Annotated in this window: 21 protein-coding genes; all 21 read right to left on the reverse strand. The window is 64.6% G+C overall.

Annotation, left to right across the window (positions count from 1 at the left end):
• Positions 1-104: 104 nt before the first annotated feature.
• On the reverse strand, positions 105-692 hold the full coding sequence (locus EB815_RS10620) for a transglycosylase SLT domain-containing protein (RefSeq protein WP_056578273.1): 588 nt from the start codon (positions 690-692) through the stop codon (positions 105-107).
• Complete coding sequence (locus EB815_RS10625) at positions 622-1992, reverse strand: flagellar hook-length control protein FliK (RefSeq protein WP_056578271.1); 1371 nt, start codon at positions 1990-1992, stop codon at positions 622-624. Before EB815_RS10625 ends, EB815_RS10620 begins: the two co-directional genes overlap by 71 nt.
• Positions 1989-3356 carry a hypothetical protein gene (locus tag EB815_RS10630; protein ID WP_056578270.1) on the reverse strand — a complete coding sequence of 456 codons (1368 nt, stop codon included), beginning with the start codon at positions 3354-3356 and terminating at the stop codon, positions 1989-1991. The genes EB815_RS10625 and EB815_RS10630 overlap by 4 nt, the downstream gene beginning before the upstream one ends.
• Positions 3353-4702, reverse strand: a complete 1350-nt coding sequence (locus tag EB815_RS10635) for a MotB family protein (protein ID WP_056578268.1) — start codon at positions 4700-4702, stop codon at positions 3353-3355. The genes EB815_RS10630 and EB815_RS10635 overlap by 4 nt, the downstream gene beginning before the upstream one ends.
• Positions 4699-5322 (reverse strand): hypothetical protein, encoded by a 624-nt coding sequence (locus EB815_RS10640; protein ID WP_056578266.1) that lies wholly within the window; start codon positions 5320-5322, stop codon positions 4699-4701. Before EB815_RS10640 ends, EB815_RS10635 begins: the two co-directional genes overlap by 4 nt.
• 3 nt (positions 5323-5325) lie before the next feature.
• Positions 5326-6978, reverse strand: coding sequence for a flagellar basal-body MS-ring/collar protein FliF (fliF, locus tag EB815_RS10645; RefSeq protein ID WP_056578263.1), 1653 nt, complete (start codon positions 6976-6978; stop codon positions 5326-5328).
• Positions 6979-7108: 130 nt separating this feature from the next.
• Positions 7109-8179, reverse strand: a complete 1071-nt coding sequence (locus tag EB815_RS10650) for a flagellin (RefSeq protein ID WP_056578261.1) — start codon at positions 8177-8179, stop codon at positions 7109-7111.
• Positions 8180-8453: 274 nt separating this feature from the next.
• Entirely contained in the window at positions 8454-9449 is a 996-nt protein-coding gene (locus EB815_RS10655; protein ID WP_056578259.1) for a flagellin, read from the reverse strand.
• A gap of 251 nt (positions 9450-9700) precedes the next feature.
• Entirely contained in the window at positions 9701-10432 is a 732-nt protein-coding gene (gene fliP / locus EB815_RS10660; protein WP_056578257.1) for a flagellar type III secretion system pore protein FliP, read from the reverse strand.
• Positions 10429-10923, reverse strand: coding sequence for a flagellar basal body-associated FliL family protein (locus tag EB815_RS10665; protein WP_056578255.1), 495 nt, complete (start codon positions 10921-10923; stop codon positions 10429-10431). Before EB815_RS10665 ends, fliP begins: the two co-directional genes overlap by 4 nt.
• 20 nt (positions 10924-10943) lie before the next feature.
• Positions 10944-11654, reverse strand: a complete 711-nt coding sequence (gene flgH / locus EB815_RS10670; protein WP_056578253.1) for a flagellar basal body L-ring protein FlgH — start codon at positions 11652-11654, stop codon at positions 10944-10946.
• Entirely contained in the window at positions 11651-12235 is a 585-nt protein-coding gene (locus EB815_RS10675; RefSeq protein WP_056578251.1) for a MotE family protein, read from the reverse strand. Before EB815_RS10675 ends, flgH begins: the two co-directional genes overlap by 4 nt.
• A 3-nt stretch (positions 12236-12238) precedes the next feature.
• Positions 12239-13480, reverse strand: coding sequence for a flagellar basal body P-ring protein FlgI (locus EB815_RS10680; protein WP_056578249.1), 1242 nt, complete (start codon positions 13478-13480; stop codon positions 12239-12241).
• On the reverse strand, positions 13477-14013 hold the full coding sequence (flgA, locus tag EB815_RS10685; RefSeq protein WP_171883283.1) for a flagellar basal body P-ring formation chaperone FlgA: 537 nt from the start codon (positions 14011-14013) through the stop codon (positions 13477-13479). Before flgA ends, EB815_RS10680 begins: the two co-directional genes overlap by 4 nt.
• A gap of 6 nt (positions 14014-14019) precedes the next feature.
• Positions 14020-14808, reverse strand: a complete 789-nt coding sequence (gene flgG, locus EB815_RS10690) for a flagellar basal-body rod protein FlgG (protein WP_056578245.1) — start codon at positions 14806-14808, stop codon at positions 14020-14022.
• A 10-nt stretch (positions 14809-14818) separates the two neighbouring features.
• A complete protein-coding gene (locus tag EB815_RS10695) occupies positions 14819-15142 on the reverse strand; it encodes a flagellar hook-basal body complex protein FliE (protein ID WP_056578243.1) in 324 nt (107 codons plus the stop codon).
• Positions 15139-15555 carry a flagellar basal body rod protein FlgC gene (gene flgC, locus EB815_RS10700; RefSeq protein ID WP_056578241.1) on the reverse strand — a complete coding sequence of 139 codons (417 nt, stop codon included), beginning with the start codon at positions 15553-15555 and terminating at the stop codon, positions 15139-15141. The genes EB815_RS10695 and flgC overlap by 4 nt, the downstream gene beginning before the upstream one ends.
• Positions 15556-15557: 2 nt before the next feature.
• The gene (flgB, locus tag EB815_RS10705) at positions 15558-15938 is read right to left on the reverse strand and encodes a flagellar basal body rod protein FlgB (protein ID WP_056578239.1); all 381 of its coding nucleotides are present in this window, start codon (positions 15936-15938) and stop codon (positions 15558-15560) included.
• A gap of 155 nt (positions 15939-16093) precedes the next feature.
• Complete coding sequence (locus EB815_RS10710; protein WP_056578237.1) at positions 16094-16948, reverse strand: hypothetical protein; 855 nt, start codon at positions 16946-16948, stop codon at positions 16094-16096.
• On the reverse strand, positions 16929-18326 hold the full coding sequence (gene fliI / locus EB815_RS10715; RefSeq protein ID WP_056578236.1) for a flagellar protein export ATPase FliI: 1398 nt from the start codon (positions 18324-18326) through the stop codon (positions 16929-16931). Before fliI ends, EB815_RS10710 begins: the two co-directional genes overlap by 20 nt.
• 1 nt (position 18327) lies before the next feature.
• Positions 18328-19053: a flagellar basal-body rod protein FlgF gene (gene flgF, locus EB815_RS10720; protein WP_056578233.1), complete on the reverse strand. Its 726-nt coding sequence runs from the start codon at positions 19051-19053 to the stop codon at positions 18328-18330.

The following is a 19053-nucleotide window of genomic DNA, read 5'->3' on the forward strand; positions in this document are numbered from 1 at the left end:
TGCATTAGCGTGCAGCCAGATATGCTTGCGGCGGGAAGTTCTGGGCAAGTCAAAACGGCAAGCCCAAAGCAGCGGAATCGGCACATTAGAAGCAGAAAATGCGCTCACTGGTTGCAAAAGGCGCGGGCGTTGGTTGTCCATCTGCCAAAGCCGGTGGCAACCATGTTGGCGATCACCCGGCAGACATAGACCTTCTGCGCCGGGTCGTTGTCCGGGCCGGCATGATAACGGGCGACGGCCATCGACCATGTTTCGTGGCGGGCATGGAGACTGGCCAGGAAACGCGCCGCGTAGTCGACGTTCTGGCGCGGGTCCAGCATGTCCTCGACGCTGCGGAAATGCGACGCGTGGTAGTGGTGGTTGATCTGCATGCAGCCGAGATCGATCAGCGTCTTGCCCTCGCGTTGCGCGTTGGCGAAGGTGGCAAGCGCCTCGGTCCGGCTCCTCGGGAAAACCGCTTTTCCTTCTATATTCAATGCGTTAGGCTGCAGGCTGCCTTTCTTGCCCGTCTCGGTCAGGCCGACGGCATAGAGGATGCCGGCGGGCACGCCGTAGCGGTCGGCGGCGCGCAGGATCTCGGGCTCGCAGGGATTGGTTGCGGCGAGGGCGGCGTTCGCGAGGCTAGATAAATATATCGCCGCCAGCGCGCTCGCGAGATGGCGAAGCGGCGCGGCCGTAATCCTGCGCGTCATCATGGTTACCCCTTGCGGACTGCTGGCCCGGTTGCTGGCCGCCGGCGCCGTTGTTGCCACCGCCAGAGTTTCCAGGTTGGAAGGAGGACTGGTCGCGGCCAGGCGCGGCGGCGGGCGAGGCGGTTGTATCCGCCCGGGTTGTAGCCGGAACGGCCACTGACGGTTGCATGATGGTGACCTTGTCAACCTCGAAGCCGAGCCCACGCAGCGACTTGACGATCGCCTCGCTGTCGCTGGAAAGCCTGCGGTAGGCATCGTGTGTTTCGGGCTTCAGTTCAATCGAGAGTTGTTCTCCGGAGAGGCGAAGATGGGCGGTGACCATGCCCAGTTCGGCCGGGTGAAGTTCGATCTTCAACACATGTGTCGGAACGGCAACAGAGCCGGCCGTCTGGGCGGCCGCGGAGGTCGTCGAAAACGCCTGCCGCGGGCCACCATCTGCCGCTACGGCGTTGATTATGCTGAGCGCTGCCTGGCTCATGGGAGCCTGAGGCGGGGCAGGGAAGCTGCGTTCGGAGACCACGTCGATGCGCGCCGACGCCGGAAGCTGTTTTCCTGGCTCCAGCCGCAACGAGGACTGGACGTCGGCGATGGATTTCATTTGCGGTGCCGCCTGCTTCGACCCGGTACCAGGCACCTCGGCGGCCGTGGGCTCGGGTAGCGGGCCGGCAGCGATTGCATTGTCATGTCGCGATACGCCAGTGGCGGCGTCGCGGACGGACTGGCTGTCGAGCTTTGTCAGCGGTCCGTCGACGAGCGATACCCGCTCGGGCTTCGATATCGGCTCGAGGTCGTCATGCCCGGCGGAAGTCGCCCGATAGGCCTTGGGCAAGATCTGTCCGTCGGGCGCCGATCCCTGTCCGGCCTGGCCCGCTACGTCCGTCTTGGCCGATGTCGAGAAATGGCGCAGGTCATGAAACGCCATCAGCAAAGGCAGATGGTCGTCGAGCGGTGTTGCGCCGGCGTCGGTCGTCTGTGTTTCGGTGTCGGCGTCCTTGTCCGCCTCGACGTCCTTGCCGTCTTTCATGGATTTCGCAGTCGTCAATCCGGTCTCTGCGATCCTCGCCTTGCCTGCCGGCACCGGTTCGTCCTCGCCGGTTTGCGCCGCAAGGCCGGCAGCAAGCTTGCTCCAGCGCGGATCGTGTGCCCCGGTCTCGGTCGTCGGCTGCTTTTCCGCCTGGACTGCGCCGCGATGCACCATCCTGCCGAAACCAGCATCATCCTTCTTTCCAGGCACGGCCGGCTGCTCCGCCGTGCGCGTGGCGGTAAATCCTGGGAGGGCCGGGCCGAGGCTGGGGGTCATTTCGGGGCGGCTCCAAGCATCTGGTCGATCAGGTCGAGCTGTCGACGGGTTTTCATCATGGCGGCGTCGGTCGGGTCATTCGTGTCGGGACTGGCAGGGGTTGCCGGTGCCGATGCCGGCAGGACCGTCGCCGATGGGGCCGAAGGCGCCGGCGCGCTTGGTGCAGCCGGCGCGGCGGCGGATGGCGCGACAGCGGGCTGTTCGGAGACCGCACCCTCGACGGGCGGCAATCCGGCCTCGTCGGCGGCCTGCGTGGCGGTGACCTCGGTCTCGGACCGCGGTGCAACGGTTGCCGGCGCCGTATTCGCGGCGGGAAGGGAAGCAGGCGGCGCCACAACCTCACCGGCGATGGCCTGGGCGGCGTCGAGCAGGGCACGGTCACCGTCCGACAGCCTGCTGCGGTCGATCTTGCCAAGCTTGGTGCGCACGTCCTCGATCGTGTCCGACGTCACGGTGGACAGGCTGGAGTAAAGCTGGGCGCGCGGATCGCCCTGATTGGTGTTGCCGTCGCGGCCCTGGGCCCGCGCCGAGGCGAAGGCCGACAATTCACTGAGGCCGTCGATCGCGGCACGGCGGGCAATGCGCAGGTAAATCACCTTCTCGCGCTCGGGATCCATCATCGAGGTGATATCGGCCAGCTTGTCCTGGCTGATCGACATGTGCAGCGCGATGACGCCGGAAACGAAGGAATCAGCGAACTGGCTGGCATAGGGCGAATAGAGATAGCGCTCGACATACTGGGTGGAAGTGAGCGCGAACCGCGCGGCATCGCCTTGCGCCGCGGCGATGCCGACCGAGCGCCGCAAGGCGGCTTCCTCGACAAGGGTGCCGGGGCTGAGCAGCTTGGCCTCGTCGAGCAGCGTGAGCGCCGCCGCCGGGTCGTCCGTCGCCATCAGCGATCCTTTGACCAGCGCCACAAAGGCCCCGAGGTCGCTTGGCAATGTCATGGGGTCGATCGGCTTCAGGACTTCAATAGCGCCGGCGGGCCGGCCAACCAGATAGTTGATGACGCCCTTGGCAATCGAGAGATCCTGGGCATCCACCGGGTTGGCGCGGGAGACCGCCGCCTCGACGGTGGATGGATTGCCACCGCTCATGCCGTAGACCAGCAGCGCGCGAAAATTCCTGGGATCCTTGAAGTCCTCGGCGTCCGCTGCGCGCAGGCGCGCGTCGGTCATCTCGAGCAGCTTGGCCTGCATCGGCATCGCGGCGTGGTCGCCGGCGGCGATCCGATCCTGGATAAGCTGCAGCGAGCGCACCAGCTGGTAAGGCTGCAGCGTGTCCTGGGCAAAGCCGGCCGACGGATACACTGCGGCCAGCAGCAACAGGCCCATCAGCCGGCTGGTGACGGCCGCGCGCTTCATCCGCCGGTCGCCATCAGGATCTCGATGCGGCGGTTGACCGCCGACATGGGGTCGGCGGGATCCTTCGGCTGGCGGTCGGCGAAGCCGGCAACCTCGGTGATACGGCGTTCGTCGACGCCGCCGCGCACGAGCATGTAGTAGGCCGAATGCGCGCGCGCCGTCGACAGCCGCCAATTGTCATAGCTGGCGCTGCGGAAGGGGCGCGCATCGGTGTGGCCGTTGATGCTGATGGTGCCCTTCTGGCCGTTGACGATGCGACCGATCTTTTCCATCGCCAGCACCAGTTCGCGGCTCGGCACGGCCGATCCGACTTCGAACATGCCGAAGTCGAGCTGATCGGTGATCGAGATGACGACGCCCTTGTCGGTGGCCTCGACCGAGACGCCATCATGAAGCTTGTCGCCGGGCTTGAAGACGTCAGCCAGCTGCTGCTTGACGTCGGCCGCCGCCTTCAGCGCGGCGGCGGTGGGCGCCTTTTCCGCAGTCTCGGGCCTTGCAGCCTCTTGCTTCTCGACGGTTGTATCCGGCTGGGGCGCATCGGCCGCCTTGGCATCGCTGGCTTTGGTCTCGCCGGCCCTGGCCACAGCCGCGGCAACCTCCTTGCCATCCTTGGCCAGGGGCTCGAGCGGCGCGTCCTCGGCTGGCGGGGCGGGCGGCACGGCCTTGACCTTGGCAACTTGCGTCTCGGCGGCCTTGTCGCCTGGCTTGAGAGGGTCGCCCTCGATCTTGGCGCGCTGCGCACTCGCCTCTGCGGCCGGCGTGGCCACCTGCTGCGACCAGAAATCGGGTTCGAAGGGATCGCGATAGGATGCACCACCCGAGGCGCCCGTCGCGGGACCGGCGCTCTGCGCGCCGCCGTCACCCTTCTGGCTGACATTCTGCATCACGCCGGTGTCGGTGGCGATTTCCGAGAGCACCGCGTAAGGGTCGGCGAAGAGATGATCGTCGGATTGTTGCGGCTGCTGTGGGGCCTGCTTGTCCTGCTTGCGGTCGGATGAGCCCGCCTCGCCATTGCCGCCCTGACCTGGCTTGGCAGTCGCCGGTTGCGGGTTTTGGGCGGTCGTGCCAATCGCGCTCGGCCCGTCGCCGAGGTCTTCCAGGCCCTTGCGGCTTGAATTGCGGTCGACCAGCTTGACGGGGTTGAAGTAGCTGGCGACGGCCGCCTTTGTCTGTTCATTGGCGGCGTTGATCAGCCACATGACCAGGAAGAAGCACATCATGGCGGTCATGAAGTCGGCGAAAGCGATCTTCCAGACGCCACCATGGTGGCCTTCGTCGTCATCACCATGACCCCGCCGCACGATGATGATCTCGTGCCTGCCGTGATCGGCCTCGGCGACGCTCATGACAAGACCTCGGAAAGGGTTGCCGACCATTCGGCCATGCGTGTCTCGAACACGGCCTCGTCGATGGTCACCGTCAGGTCGAAGCCGGGCGCCTCGATGAAATCGAGATTCGCGGCGCGTGGTCCAAGCGATGCCTTCAGCGTTTCAAACAGCGACAGCGGCCCGCGCACCGCGATGCGCACCGCTTCGCCATCGCCGACCGCCTCACGAACCGCGCCGGCAAGCGCTTCGAGCGAGCGCTTCTGCAGATCGTCGCTGACGACACCGCCGATGATGCGGGCGACCGTGGCGGCGACAAGCCCCGTCACGCGCGCCTCCATGGCGTCGATGCGTGTCGAAACGGCGTTGCCGATGTCACCGCCCAAGCTTTCGAGAAAGATACGTGCTTCCTCGGCATTGGCCTGACGCTCCGCTTCCAGTGCCGCGTCGTGGGCAGCGACAAGCCGTTCCGCCAGCGTTGCCTCCGCCTGGGCGACCGCCTCGGCGATCAGCGTGCCGATATCGGCCTGCGGCGGTGCGGATGCCTCGAGCTTGTGCTCGGACGTGGCCTGGGGCTGGCTCACACGCGGCGCGCGCGTGCCGAAATCAGGGAGAAGATCGAAAAGGGCTGCGGAGGCCATGGGTTACGCCGCGACTTCCTGGGCCGCCCATTTGCGCAAGATCTGCGCGGTGCGTTCCTCATTGAGGTCAACCATGCGGGCAAGCCGCTCCTGTGGCGCCGGCCTGATCTTCTGGCGAAGATCATCGAGCGGGGTGGCGCCGCCGGGCCGCGCGCCGGGCAAGGCGCCGATGGCGGCACCCGCATCGGCGGAAGCGGCTGCCTCCGGTGTCGGCAGCGAACGCTGGACTTCATCGAAATTGGGGCCCGACAAAGCGGGCGTCGCCTTTGCCGTGAGCGCCGCCGCCATCGGCCGCAGGCCGAAGAAGGCCACAAGGAACACCACCACTATGAAAGCGCCGGCGTTGATCAGCGTGCCGGCGTGCTGGCCGATGGAATCCAGCATTCCAGCCTGCGGGATCGCCTCGCCATCAAGTCCGTCGATGAACTCGACCGCGGAGACGTCGATCACGTCGCCGCGCTTGTCGTCGAAGCCGGTGGCGGAACTTACCATCTTCTGGATATCGGCGACGCGCTTGGCGATCTGCTCGGGGGTCGCGTCCTTGCCCAGGATCGTCTTCAGCCGGTCCTGATTGACGACCACGGCGATCGACATCTTGGTCACCGTGTAGCCGTTGGAGACGGTGGCGATCCTCTTGGAGTTGATCTCGTAGTTGGTGATCTCTTCCTTGCGGTCGTTGGCCGAGGACGTCTGTGGACCCTCGGTGCTGGTCGCCTGGGTCTCCGGCAGGTTCTGTTCGACGCTGGCCGGGGTGGAGGCCTGCTTCTGGTTGCTGTTCTCATTGGCGCGCACCGACTGCACCGAGCGTTCGACGCGCGATTCCGGATCAAAGATCGTCTCTTCGGTCTGGCGGGTGTCGGTGTTGACATCGGCCTTGACGCTGGCGCGGAAATTGTCGGGCCCGAGATAGGGGGTCAGCGCGCGGCGGATGTTGTCGCCGATCTGCGCCTCCACGGTCTGCTCGACGCCGAGCGTGCGGGCCGCGCTGGTGTTGGAGGGATCATCGCCGGCGGCCAGCAGGTTGCCGTTGGAATCGAGCACCGTCACCTTGTCGGCCGAAAGGCCGGGGACGGCGGCGGCAACGAGATGGCGGATCGACTGGGCGCTTTTCTCGGCGTCGATGCCGGCGTAGCGGATGACGACCGATGCCGAGGGCTGCTGTTCGTCGCGTCGGAAATTGGCGCGCTCGGACATGACGATGTGGACGCGTGCCGCCTTGATGCCCGATATGGACTGAATGGTGCGGGCGATCTCGCCTTCGAGCGCGCGCACGCGGGTGATCTGCTGCATGAACGAGGTGAGGCCGAGCGAGCCGACATTGTCGAACAGCTCGTAGCCGGCATTGGAACTGGTCGGCAGGCCCTTTTCGGCAAGCAGCATGCGTGCCTGCGCCGTGGTGCCGGCAGGCACCAGAACGGAGGTTCCGTCCGAACCGACGTCGAAGCCGATGCCGGCCTCACCCAGCACCAGGCCGATCTGGTTCACGTCGGAGCGATCGAGCCCGACATAGAGCGTGTCGTAGGCGGGACGGTTGAGGTAGACCGAGGCGATGCCGATGACACCCATCACCAGAACGGCGATGCCCGCGAGCATGGCGAGGCGCTTCACACCAAAATCGCGGAGATTCGAGATGATGCTCTGGATCTGTTCCGGCACGGTAGAGCGACTCCCAGCATGATTGTCCGCCGGAACACTAGCCCTCGAAGCTTGTGCGAAAATGAAATCGGGCCGCGCTTGCGGCGCGGCCCATGAATTGGAAGTAGGGGTGGCGTCGGTTACGGCTGAATTAGCCGTTCTTGAACAGCGACAGGATCGACTGCGAGGAGCTGTTGGCGATCGACAGGGACTGGATGCCCAGCTGCTGCTGGACCTGCAGCGCCTGCAGCCGGGTCGATTCCTTGTTCATGTCGGCATCGACGAGCTGGCCGACGCCGCGGTCGATGGAGTCCATCAGGCTCTGCGTGAAGGTCTTCTGCAGGGAGATGCTGCTCTTGGCCGAGCCGAGGATGGTGGCCTGGTCGGTCAGCTGGCTCATGACGTTGTCGATCTTGCCGATCATCTGGGTGATGATGTCGTCGGTTACGCCTGCAGCCGTGATGTCGAGATTGAAGGCGGAAACGTTGTCGATCCTGGCAACCGTCGATCCCGCCGCCGTCTGGCCGGCGGTGTTGGCGGCGATGTCGGTGGCGCCACCGGCAAGCGCGGTCTTATAGGCGTTGTCGTAAAGGGTCTGGGCGGCGGCTGTCGCGTATATGGAAGTCTTGCGGTCGAGCGTGCCCTGGTTCTTGACGGCGGTGGAGAGACCGGAATCGAACAGTTTCGTGCTCTCGACATTGATGTCGATCGTTCCGAGCGAGATGGCGCCTGACGAGGAGCGATTGAAGGACGAGACGATCTTGGCGTCGGGCTGGACGCCGTCATTGTTGGTGGCCACCTGCGTTGACGTCACCGACAGGAAATTGGAACCCGAAAAAGTGGCGGCATCGGCAAAGGACTTCATCTGCGCCTGGAGCGCGGTGATTTCCGTCTGCGTCTTCGCCTTGGCGGCGTCCGTCTGGCCGACGGTGGAGAGCAGCTTGGTCTTGATCTGGCCGATCGTCGTCAGAACATTGTTCATGCCGGTATAGGCGGTGTCGACCTTCGAGGCGCCGAGGCCGAGCGCATCCTGCACCGTCGACAGCGCCTGGTTGTCGGAGCGCATCGTCGTGGCGATCGACCAGTAGGCGGCGTTGTCGGCGGCCTCCGAGACCCTGTAGCCCGTCGAGATTCGGGATTGTGTCTGCTCAAGCGATTTGTTGGTGGCGTTGAGGCTTTGAAGTGCAGTCAACGCCGCAGCGTTTGTCATGATGCTCGCCAAGAAACTCGCTCCTTTTTCCCAGGCCGGCTTTCTTAAAACCGGCGTTGCCCTCGCGAGCCGCTGGCCCGCCCCATCGATTGCCGTCGACCGACCGGGCCGATTCGCCAATCCGTTGTAAGCTATGGTTAACCATGACTAGCGCGTTATGGTTAACGCCCTGTTAAAGGCGTGCTTTCGAGGGTTAAGAAACGAGGGTTGCGTGGGGCTGGAGCAAACGCAAAACGGGCCGCGCTTTTGGCGCGGCCCGTTTGACTTTGAAGCCGTTTGAGAGCGATCAGCCGCGGAAGAGCGACAGGATCGACTGCGACGAACCGTTGGCGATCGACAGTGCCTGGACGCCCAGCTGCTGCTGAACCTGCAGAGCCTGGAGGCGGGTCGATTCCTTGTTCATGTCGGCATCGACGAGCTGGCCGACGCCGCGATCGATGGAGTCCATCAGGCTCGAGGTGAAGGTCTTCTGCAGGCTGATGGAGCTCTTGGCGGCGCCGAGCTTGGTGGCGGCGTTCGTCATGTCCTTGAGCGCGGCATCGACGACGGTCATCATCTGCTGGATCTGGGTGTCGCTGGCAGCAGTGGTGCCCGAGAAGATGGCCATGCTGGCGACCGTATAGGTGTCGGTTGCCGCCGCGGCATTACCCAGGGTCGGAGCCGAAGCAGCGGCGACTGTGGCGCCGGTGGTGCCCAGGCGATTGGAGTCGAGAATACCCTTCGACACGGTCGCGGCTGTGCCGGCTTCATACAGCTTGATGCTTTCCACGTTGACATCGATCGTCGAGATCGAAACCGAACCGGTGGACGTACGGTTGAAGGCCGAAACGATCTTGACGTCCGCAGCGCTGGTGGCAGTCGCGCCGCTGTCTACCGAAAGCATGTTGGTGCCGGAGAAGGTGGCGCCATCGGCGTAGGCCTTCAACTGCTTCTGAAGGGCGGCGATTTCGACCTGGGTCTTTTCCTTGGAAGCATCCGTCTGGCCGTAAGATGCGGTCAGCTTCTGCTGGATCTGGTTGATGGTGCTGATCGCGCTGTCCATGCCGGTGTAGGCGGTGTCGACCTTCGAGGCGCCGAGCCCGAGCGCGTCCGAAACGGTGGACATGGCCTGGTTGTCGGAGCGCATTGTGGTGGCGATCGACCAGTAAGCGGCGTTGTCCGAAGCCTGGGAGACGCGATAGCCCGTCGAGATGCGGGCCTGGGTGGTGTCAAGGTTCTTCTGCGTGGCGTTCAAGCTCTGCAGCGCGGTCAGCGCCGAGGCATTGGTCATGATACTGGCCATGGCTACTCGTACCCTAATTTTACAGGTTTTTTTGACATACCGGTTTGTCCGGTATGACGGAGCGGCATCATGCCAATGACCGTTGCGTTTGGGTCACCCGCCATCTGCGAGCGACTATGGCGGCAAGTCCCTACCAAAGAACTAAATCGGACGGTTAATCGAAAATAATTCGGTAGAATTCGATGACGGCTCCGCACCGCCCAACCCCTGTCGGGGATGGCCTCCTTCGCCGGTGCGCGGCGGAAAAAGAATCAGGTGAAGGAGCGCACCAGGCTGCCGACGAGCAGGTTCCAGCCGTCGATCAGGACGAAGAACAGGATCTTGAAAGGCAGCGACACCACGGTGGGCGGCAGCATCATCATGCCCATCGCCATGGTGATGGTGGCGACGATCAGGTCGATGACCAGGAATGGCAGCACGATCAGGAAGCCGATCTCGAAGCCGCGACGGATCTCGGAGATCATGAAGGCGGGCACCAGGATACGCAGGTCGACCGTCTCCTTGGCAACGACCTGGCCGCGCTCGCGGGCGAGATCGGCGAAAAGGTCGAAATCCTTGTCGCGAACATTGTGCAGCATGAAGGTGCGGAACGGATCCGAGATCTTTTCGAAGGCCTCGGTCTGGCTGATCTGGTTGTCCATCAGCGGCTTGACGCCGGTGTTCCAGGCCTGATCGAAGGTAGGCGCCATGACATAGAAGGTCATGAACAGCGACAGCGAAATCAGGATGAGGTTCGCCGGCGTCGACTGCAGACCGATACCGGCGCGCAGGATCGAGAAAGCGATGACGAAACGGGTGAAGCTCGTCACCATGATCAGCAACCCCGGCGCCACCGACAGCACGGTCAGCAGGCCGAACATCTGGATGATGTAGCCGACGGTGGTGCCGTCGGCCTTGCCGATGCCGCCGAGGTCCAGCTGCTGCGCCGCCGCGACGGAGGTGGCGGCACCGATCAATGCGATTGCGAGAAGGAATTTTCTCATTCGAGCAGCAATGTCCTGATGAGAATTTGCTTGGCGTGCCCCTGGCTGCGGATCGAAGCGCGTTCCTCGAGGTCCGCCTTCAAGTGCTGGTAACCGCTGGCGCCCTCGATCTGATGCATCTTCAGCGTACGCACGAAGGCCAGAAGGTCCTGATGGATGTCGTCCGTCATCGTTGGCGGCTGCGGTGCATCGTAGACCACGGATACTTCCATCCTGATCCAGGTGCCGGCGGGCGAGGCCATGTTGGTGGTGATCGGCGCCAGCGCGACCAGCGTCGGTCCCGTGCCAGGTTCTTGCGCGGCGGCAGGCTCTGCGACCTTGCCTTCATTCTCGGGCGCAACCGGCACCGATGACGGTGCGCCGACGCCCTTGAGATAGCCGCCGGACATCCAGCCCATGCCGATCGCGGCGGCCGTCACCACCAGCAGCATGGCGCCCTGGACCGCAAGGGAAGGACCCTTGCGAGGCGGAACCTGTTCGATATTGGCCATGGCGTCTTGTTCTCCAATTCCTAGAACGGAAGAACCTGGTCGAGAACCTGCTGGCCGTAGGCCGGCTGCTGAACCTCGCTTATGCGGCCGCGTCCGCCGTAGGAGATGCGCGCCTCGGCGATACGCTCATAGGGGATCGTGTTCTCGGCGCCGATATCGGCCGGCCGCACTATGCCTGCGATGGTCAGCACCCTGAGTTCATAGTTGACGCGCACTTCCTGCGAGCCGCTGATCATCAGATTGCCGTTGGGCAGGACGTCCGTGACGACAGCCGCGACGTTGAGCTCAAGTGTTTCCGATCGCTTTATCTCGCCATCGGCGGTCGTGTCCGTCTGGGAGTTGAGCGCTCCGGAGCCCTTGCCGGCGGTGCTGCCCACCTTGTCCCATTGCGCGCTGAGGTCGAAACCGAGCTTGCGATTGGCGGTGCGGCTCCTGTCGTTCTGGTTCTTGAAGTTGGCGCGGTCGTTGATCTTGATCTTGACGGTCAGGATGTCGCCTTGGGACAGCGCCCGGGGATCGGTGAAAAGACGGCTCTGCCGATCGTCCCACAGCGAGAACTTCTTCACCGGCTGCCGCGGCGTCTCGGGATATTTGTACATGGATCCGGTGCTGCCGCCGTCGATACCGGAGCCCACCGGCGAAAGCGACGGTTCCTTGCCGACCTCCTTGAGGTTGGTTCCGCAGCCGGACAGTGCTGTGACCGCGCACAGGATGAGCATTCTGCGGATCATGACGGATCTACCCTTCGGGCTGCGCTGGCCATGATGCCGGTGAGCGTCGCCGCCGCCTTCTGGTCCATTTCGTTGAGAATGACGCCGGCCTTGCGTGAATCGAGCTTCATCAGGATGGCCGCCGCCAGGTCGGCATTGACCATTGCCAGCCGTTCGGCCGCCGCATCGGGTTTCATGCCGGCATAGATCTTGACGACGCCGTCCTCGGCCCGGGCGAGAAATACCTCGCGCCGCTTCAGCCAGGTCTCGTATTCGGTTTTCTTTGCGTCCAGCGCCTTCATGCGCTCGTCGATACCGGCCTGGAGCTGCTTCAACTCCTCGGCCTGCAAGGCATAGCGCCGGTCGCGTGCGGCGTCGGCGATGTTGGAGCAGAAGCGCTCGATCTCGCTCTGGTCGGGCGCTTTCTCCCGCGCCAATTGCTGCGGTGCCACCGCGGGCTGCGCTCCCGGCAGAACCTGGCGAACAGTATCCTCACCATGTGCGCCACCGGATACGGACACGGCCGCGAGAGCCGCGGCCGCGAACAGGATTGCGCCGGGGCGGCGCCTTTCATGGGATGAGGGAGACGAGATCATCGGCATGGCCTATTGGAGAACCAGATCGGCTTGCAGGGCGCCGGCCGACTTGATGCCTTGAAGGATGGCAATGATGCCATCCGGCTTGACGCCGAGACGGTTGAGGCCGGAAACGAGGGTTTGCAGGTCGGGGCCGTCAAGCACGGCGACGCGGGCGTTGGGTCGGCTGACATCGATGGCGGTGAACGGTTCGACCGCGGTTTCGCCCTTGGAGAAGGGTTCGGGCTGCACGACGCGCGGCGCCTCGGTGATGCGCACCGTCAGCGTGCCATGGCTGATGGCGACGCGCGAGATCTTGACGTCGTTGCCGATGACGATGGTGCCGGTGCGCTCGTCGATGACGACGCGGGCCGGCGTGTCGGATTCGACCACCAGATTCTCGATCTCGGCATAGAAGCGGGCCGCCGAAACGCTCTTCGGCCGTCTGATCTGGACGGTGCGGGAATCGCGCTCGGCCGCCACGCGCATGCCGAAGCGCTGGCTGGTGTAGTCGTTGATCGCGTCGGCGATGCGGATGGCGGTCGAAAAATCGGGATTGCGCAATTGCAGCGTCAACGTCGACTGGTCGTCGAACTCGGCTTTCACCTGCCGCTCGACGATGGCGCCGTTCGGCACCCGGCCGGCGGTCGGCACGCCTTGCGTCACCTGCTCGGCCTGGCCCTGCGCGGTGAAACCCGAAACGATCACCGCGCCCTGGCCGACGGCGTAGATCTCGCCATCCGCCGCCTTCAGCGGTGTCATGATCAGCGTGCCGCCGGTAAGCGAGGTGGCGTCGCCCATCGAAGAGACGTCGATGTCGATGCGGGCACCCGATTGCACATAGGGCGGCATGTTGGCGGTGACGATGACGGCGGCGACGTTCTTGGCGCGCGCGCTGCCGCCTTCGGTGGCGATGCCGAGATTTTCGAGCATGGCGCGGATAGACTGTTCGGTGAACGGCGAATTGCGCAGGCTGTCGCCGGACCCGGCGAGCCCGATGACGAGGCCGTAGCCGACCAGCTGGTTATCGCGCGAACTCTGCAGCTGGGCGATGTCCTTGATGCGCGAGGCGACCTGGCCGGGCGGCAACGAGCTTGGCCCGGGCGAGACGCGGAACATGCGGGTGGTGGTCGCCGGATCATATTCCGGATCGTCGTAGACGCCGCCATTCTTGGCGGCGAGATCGCGCTTGGCCTTGGGGGTCAGGCCGTCGGCCAGCGCCGGCTGCAGGCCGAGCGCGGCCGCGAGCAGAAGGGCAAGCGGGCGCATCATGAAGCGCTGACCTGGATGGTTCCGTCGGCCATCACCGTGCCGGAGAGGATCTTGCCGCTGTCGCTGTTGCGAACCTTGATGAGGTCGCCGGCCGAACCTGGCTGCAACGTTACGGCGGTTGCGGTGATCGTCAGCCCGCCAGCGACAAAGAAGACCTGCACCGCGGCACCCTGTTCGACCAGCCAGGCCTCGCGGATGGCGGCGGACGGAATGTAGCGGCCGGGCAGCAGCGTACGCTTGGCGATCTTGCCTTGAAGCTCCTCGGCGCGGGTCGCCATCGCTTCAGGCTTGTGCTTGCCCGGGATCAGGGTCACCTGCTTCAGGGCTGCAAGCTCGATCGTCTCGCCGGGATAGATGACCCGGTTGGGGATCAGCACGACCTCGCCGGCAGTCTGATTGCCGGCGATCTGCGTCGCCAATTGATTTGCCGATTGGTTTGCCGATTCCTGGGCGAAAGCCGGCATGCCGCCGGCCACCAGCGCAAGGATCAGCGCGGTGCGGCGGAATGCGGAGCAGGTGATCGGCATGATCATCATCCGTTACCTGATGTTCTTGGAGACGACCGAGGCCATGTCGTCGGCGGCCTGGATGACCTTGGAATTCATCTCATAGGCGCGCTGCGCCGAGATCAGTTCGGTGATTTCCTTGACAGGGTCGACGTTGGAAGCCTCGAGATAACCCTGCTGGATGGTGGCGAAGCCGGGGTCGCCGGGCACGCCGACATTGGCCGGTCCGGAGGCCGTCGTTTCCTGGAACAGATTGTCGCCGAGCGGTGCGAGGCCGGCCTCGTTGGCGAAGTTGACGATCTGGAGCTGACCGAGATTCTGCAGGTCGGTCTGGCCTCCGATGCGGGCAAAGACCTGACCGGTCTTGTTGACGATGACCTCGACGGCGTCGACAGGCACGGTGATGGCCGGAATGACATTCGCGCCATCCACCGTCACCAGCTGGCCGGTGGCGTTTGTGTTGAAGGCCCCGGCGCGGGTGTAGAGCGTACCGCCATCGGCGCCCTCGATCTGGAACCAGCCCCTGCCGGTCAGCGCCATGTCGAAACTGTTGCCGGTGCTGGTCAGTTCGCCCTGGGTGTGCACGTTGCGCACGGCCGTCGTCTTGACGCCGAGGCCGATCGAGACGCCCTCCGGCACCAGCGAGGCGTTGGAGCGGTTGGGCACGCCCTGCGTGCGGTCGACCTGGTAGAGCAGGTCGGAGAATTCGGCGCGGGCACGCTTGTAGCCGGTGGTGTTGATGTTGGCGATGTTGTTGGCGATGACTTCCAGGTTCGTCTGCTGGGCATTCATGCCGGTGGCGGCGATGGCGAGTGCTTTCATGACCTACTCCTCAGATGCCCATGCGACTGACTTCGAGATAGGCCGAGACGACCTTGTCGCGAATGGCGACGGCGGTCTGAAGCGCCTGCTGGGCGCCCATCACGGCATCGACGACCTGGCGGGTATCGGCATCGCCCTTGAGCGCCTGCAGCGACACTTGCTCGGCATTCTGCAGCGTGTTGACGGTCTTGGACGCCGCCTGGCTCACCGCCTCCGCGAAGGAGGTGCCAAGGTTGCCGGCCGTGGCCGGCGCGACGCCGCCCTGGAGCAGGTCCGTCGCCGTATCGCCCAGCCCGGGCTTCAGGTTCAGCGCGCCGATGCCGTTCACGATCATTGGTTCCTCATCAGGTCGATGGTCATTGAAATGAGGTCGCGCGCCTGCTTCACGACTTGCAGGTTGGCCTCGTAGGAGCGGTTGGCCTCGGTCATGTCGGCCATTTCGATCAGCACGTTGACATTGGGCATCTTGACGTAGCCCTTCTCGTTGGCGGCCTCGTTGCCGGGCTGGAATTCAACGGGAAAATCACTCGGATCGCGGTCGATCGAGTTCACTTCAACCGTCGAGCTGCCGGTCGCCCGGTCGAGTTCGGAGACGAAGCTGATGGTCTTGCGGCGATAGGGGTCGGCGCCGGGCGTGGTGCCGGTCGACTGGGCATTGGCGAGGTTTTCCGAAACCACGCGCAGGCGCTCGGACTGCGCGCCGAGGCCGGATGCTGCGACTTTCAGGGCTGCGGTCAGCGCGTCCATGATCAGCTCTTCACCGCCATCATCATCATCGAGTGGAAAGCCTTGACGATCGCCGTGTTGAGCTCGAAGGAGCGGCGCACTTCGCCGGCCTTGAGAAGCTGGTCTTCAAGCACGACGGTGTTCTTGGACGGCATGATCACGCCGTCATTTTCCTGCGGCTTGATGGTGAAGCCGGCATTGGTCGCCGCGCTGCCGAGATGGCCGGCCTCGGTGGTCTGCAGCGACACCGCGGTACGGTCGAGCACCTTCTCGAAGGGTTCGACATCGTTTGCCGTGTAGCCCGGCGTGTTGGCGTTGGCGATGTTGCCGGCGATCGCCGACTGGCGCACGGAAAGCCACTGCGCTTGCTTGGCGGCGAGATCGAAAAGGGAAACAGGCTCCATGGGAATCTCCGGGCATGTGCCCAAAGACTAGGCCGCCAGTCTTGCGCGGACCTTGCGGAGAGCCGCTAGGGCATGACGCCGAAAAGCATGAGCCGGTTTTCGGAAGACATCATGCCCTCTCTCCTGATCCAGGGCAGGGCACAACCGCGACGGTCTTACCTGGAAAGCGGGATTACCTGGTTGGTGCTGGTCAGCATGACCCATTTGCCGTTGCGCTGCTCGATCGACGACACCGTGCTCGAGTCCGGCAGTGTCGAGCCGCGCTGGACCATCCACAGGCCGGTATCGTCCTCGATCATGGCGCGGCCGTTGGCGACATGGACCATGCGGAATTTCGCGACATCGGCGGGGAAGGGCTGGTCGCCGGGCGGCTGTGCCGGGGTGGCGCCATCCGGAACCGTGCCGGTGGCGAAAAGATCGATGCTGGTGTTGGGAACATCCCTGGTCGTCAGCGGCGCGCTGCGCTCGGCGACCACGCCGCCACCCTCGCGTCCCGAATTGGTGCCGGTGCCGCCAAACTTGATCGCCTGAACGCCGAATTGGTCCTGGTTGAAGAAGATATACCAGGGAAACAAAGCGCAGATCAGGCCGAGCGTGACGCCGAGCGCGGCGATGACGAAGTCGCTCCGCCGGTCCGCTTTCCTGGCCAGTTTTGGAAATTGCGGCTTTGGCGGCTGCGGCCATTCAGTGACGGGAAACAGGCCGTCGATCAACGATTCGCGGCTTGCCTGGGTCGTCTCGGCGGCCTCGACGTGGGGAACAGGCATGGAGGGCACGGCAGTCTGAGCAAGAACAGGCTGGGATCTGGGTGCAGCCGGCTTGGCTCTGGCCAGAGCGGGTTTGGCGGCCCTGGCCAGGACAGCGGCGGTCTTGGCGGCTATGGCGCTGGCGGCCTTTGCCTTGGCGATCCTGGTCTCCTCGGCTCGAGCTTCCTCGGCGGCTTTCGCCTCGGCAAGCATCTCGCTCAGGATGCGCTCGGTATACTGGCGTTCAGTCTCCTGGTTCGGCATTCAGCTTTCCCTTGAGATGGCGGGCAAGATCGGAGAACGGATCGGCCGAAGGGCGGTCCCTGGGCGATTGCGTCAGCGCCTCGTAGATCAGCGGCACCTGGCGCACGGCGATGTCGAGTTCGGCGTCGGCGCCGCCCTGATACGCGCCGAGCAGGCGAATGTCGCGCGTGTCCTCGAAGCGGGCGATCATCGATTTCAGCCGCGTCACCAAGGCGCGCTGTTCGACGCTCCAGGCCTTGCCGGCCAGGCGCGATATGGACGACAGCGGATTGACCGGCGGATAGCGGCCCTGTTCGGCGATCGCGCGGTCGAGCACGACATGGCCGTCGAGAATGCCGCGCACGGAATCGGCGACCGGATCATTATGGTCATCGCCGTCGACCAGCACGGAGATGATGGCGGTGATCGAGCCCTTGCCTTCCGCGCCAGGCCCGGCGCGCTCGAGCAGCTTGGGCAGCTCGGTGAAAACCGATGCGGGATAGCCGCGCGCGACCGGCGGCTCGCCGGTGCCTGTCGCGACCTCGCGCAAGGCATGGGCGAAGCGGGTGATCGAATCCAGCACCAGGAGCACGCGATGGCCCTGGTCGCGAAAGTGCTCGGCGACCAGCATGGCTGTGTCGGGTGCGCGCCGGCGCATCATGGCGCTCTCGTCACTGGTGGCGACGACGGCCACGGTCTTGGCCATGCTGTCGCCGATCGTGTCCTCGAGGAATTCGCGGACTTCGCGGCCGCGTTCGCCGATCAGCGCGACCACGACGGTATCGAACGCATCGGCGCCGGCGAGCATGGCGAGCAGCGTCGACTTGCCGACGCCCGAGCCCGCGAAGACACCCATGCGCTGGCCGAAGCAGAGCGGCGTGAAGATGTCGATGACCTTGACGCCGGTCATGAAGGCGGTGCCGACGCGTTGACGTGCCATGGCACCGGGCGTGGTGCCGCCCGACATGTCGTCGCCCCTGATCAGCGGCGGGCCGCCATCGATCGCCCTGGTGAGTGCGTCGATGGCACGGCCGCGCCATGAGCCGTGCGGCGCCACCGCGAGCGGACCCCTGCGGAACACGGCATCGCCGATACCGGCATCGGCGCTGCGTTCGAAGGGAGCGATGACGACCTCGTCGCGGCTGATCTTGACAATCTCGCCGCGGCGCGTGCCGGCCTGGCCGCGCTGCTCGACGATGTCGCCCAGCCTGGCGAAATCGGAAAGGCCGCGAACCTTGTAGTGCGTGGGCGTGACTTCGGTGACCAGACCGCCACGCTTGACCAGCCCATCGGCGCTGCTGAAGCGCCGCCATACCCGCTCCAACGCGGCAAGCCGATCTTCCGGCGTCGGCTGGAGCGGAATTTCGGGTGCGCGGATGGATGGCTGGCCGAGCGGCATGCTACGACTTCGAGCCGAGCGTCTTGATCGCCTCGTCGGTGGAGGAATCCGTCTGCCGCATCAGGGCGGCGGTGTTCTCGAAGGCGCGCTGGACCATGATCAGGCGGGTCATTTCCATCACCGGATTGACGTTGGATTCTTCGACGAACCCCTGGGCGATGCCGACATCGGAGCGATCGGTGACCGGATCGGGAGTGCGCGAAGGCACGATGCCTGAATTGCCGTAGCGCACGAAATTCTCGCCCGGGTCGAAATTGTAGAGGCCGATCGAACCGACAAGCTGGTCGTTCTGACGCAGCGAGCCGTCGGCGCCGGCCTTGGGCGGGCCGTTGCGAGGGTCGAGCTGGATCGGCGCGCCGCCGGCGTCGAGCACCGGATGGCCTTCGATCGACATCAATTCGCCATTCTCGTTCATCGAGAATCGGCCGTCGCGGGTCATGACGGTGCCGGCCGGCGTGTCGATGGCGAACCAGGCGTCGCCCTGGATGGCGAAATCGAATGGATTGCCGGTCTCGGTCAGGGATCCGTGGGCACCGGAAAGATAGGTCTTGCCGGACGAAGCGAAGGATACCGATTTCTGCCCGGTGCCCGACACGACGTCCTCGAATTTCACGCCAGTAGCGCGAAAGCCGACGGTGTTGGCGTTGGCGACATTGTCGGCGATCGTGTCGAGCCGGCGCTCGAGCGCCATCTGAGCGGAAAGGGCGACGTAGAGACTGTCTTGCAT

Source organism: Mesorhizobium loti (genome assembly GCF_013170705.1).
Classification (GTDB): Bacteria; Pseudomonadota; Alphaproteobacteria; order Rhizobiales; family Rhizobiaceae; genus Mesorhizobium; species Mesorhizobium loti_D.

Coding starts and splice junctions, on each gene's coding strand:
- EB815_RS10675 (WP_056578251.1), bottom strand. CDS start 12,235: ATGCCGATGATCTCGTCTCCCTCATCCCATGAAAGGCGCCGCCCCGGC.
- EB815_RS10680 (WP_056578249.1), bottom strand. CDS start 13,480: ATGATGCGCCCGCTTGCCCTTCTGCTCGCGGCCGCGCTCGGCCTGCAG.
- EB815_RS10630 (WP_056578270.1), bottom strand. CDS start 3,356: ATGAAGCGCGCGGCCGTCACCAGCCGGCTGATGGGCCTGTTGCTGCTG.
- flgB (WP_056578239.1), bottom strand. CDS start 15,938: ATGGAGCCTGTTTCCCTTTTCGATCTCGCCGCCAAGCAAGCGCAGTGG.
- EB815_RS10640 (WP_056578266.1), bottom strand. CDS start 5,322: ATGGCCTCCGCAGCCCTTTTCGATCTTCTCCCTGATTTCGGCACGCGC.
- EB815_RS10635 (WP_056578268.1), bottom strand. CDS start 4,702: ATGAGCGTCGCCGAGGCCGATCACGGCAGGCACGAGATCATCATCGTG.
- EB815_RS10665 (WP_056578255.1), bottom strand. CDS start 10,923: ATGGCCAATATCGAACAGGTTCCGCCTCGCAAGGGTCCTTCCCTTGCG.
- flgG (WP_056578245.1), bottom strand. CDS start 14,808: ATGAAAGCACTCGCCATCGCCGCCACCGGCATGAATGCCCAGCAGACG.
- flgF (WP_056578233.1), bottom strand. CDS start 19,053: ATGCAAGACAGTCTCTACGTCGCCCTTTCCGCTCAGATGGCGCTCGAG.
- flgH (WP_056578253.1), bottom strand. CDS start 11,654: ATGATCCGCAGAATGCTCATCCTGTGCGCGGTCACAGCACTGTCCGGC.
- flgC (WP_056578241.1), bottom strand. CDS start 15,555: ATGGACGCGCTGACCGCAGCCCTGAAAGTCGCAGCATCCGGCCTCGGC.
- EB815_RS10625 (WP_056578271.1), bottom strand. CDS start 1,992: ATGACCCCCAGCCTCGGCCCGGCCCTCCCAGGATTTACCGCCACGCGC.
- fliP (WP_056578257.1), bottom strand. CDS start 10,432: ATGAGAAAATTCCTTCTCGCAATCGCATTGATCGGTGCCGCCACCTCC.
- flgA (WP_171883283.1), bottom strand. CDS start 14,013: ATGATCATGCCGATCACCTGCTCCGCATTCCGCCGCACCGCGCTGATC.
- EB815_RS10620 (WP_056578273.1), bottom strand. CDS start 692: ATGACGCGCAGGATTACGGCCGCGCCGCTTCGCCATCTCGCGAGCGCG.
- fliI (WP_056578236.1), bottom strand. CDS start 18,326: ATGCCGCTCGGCCAGCCATCCATCCGCGCACCCGAAATTCCGCTCCAG.
- EB815_RS10655 (WP_056578259.1), bottom strand. CDS start 9,449: ATGGCCAGTATCATGACCAATGCCTCGGCGCTGACCGCGCTGCAGAGC.
- EB815_RS10710 (WP_056578237.1), bottom strand. CDS start 16,948: ATGCCGAACCAGGAGACTGAACGCCAGTATACCGAGCGCATCCTGAGC.
- EB815_RS10695 (WP_056578243.1), bottom strand. CDS start 15,142: ATGATCGTGAACGGCATCGGCGCGCTGAACCTGAAGCCCGGGCTGGGC.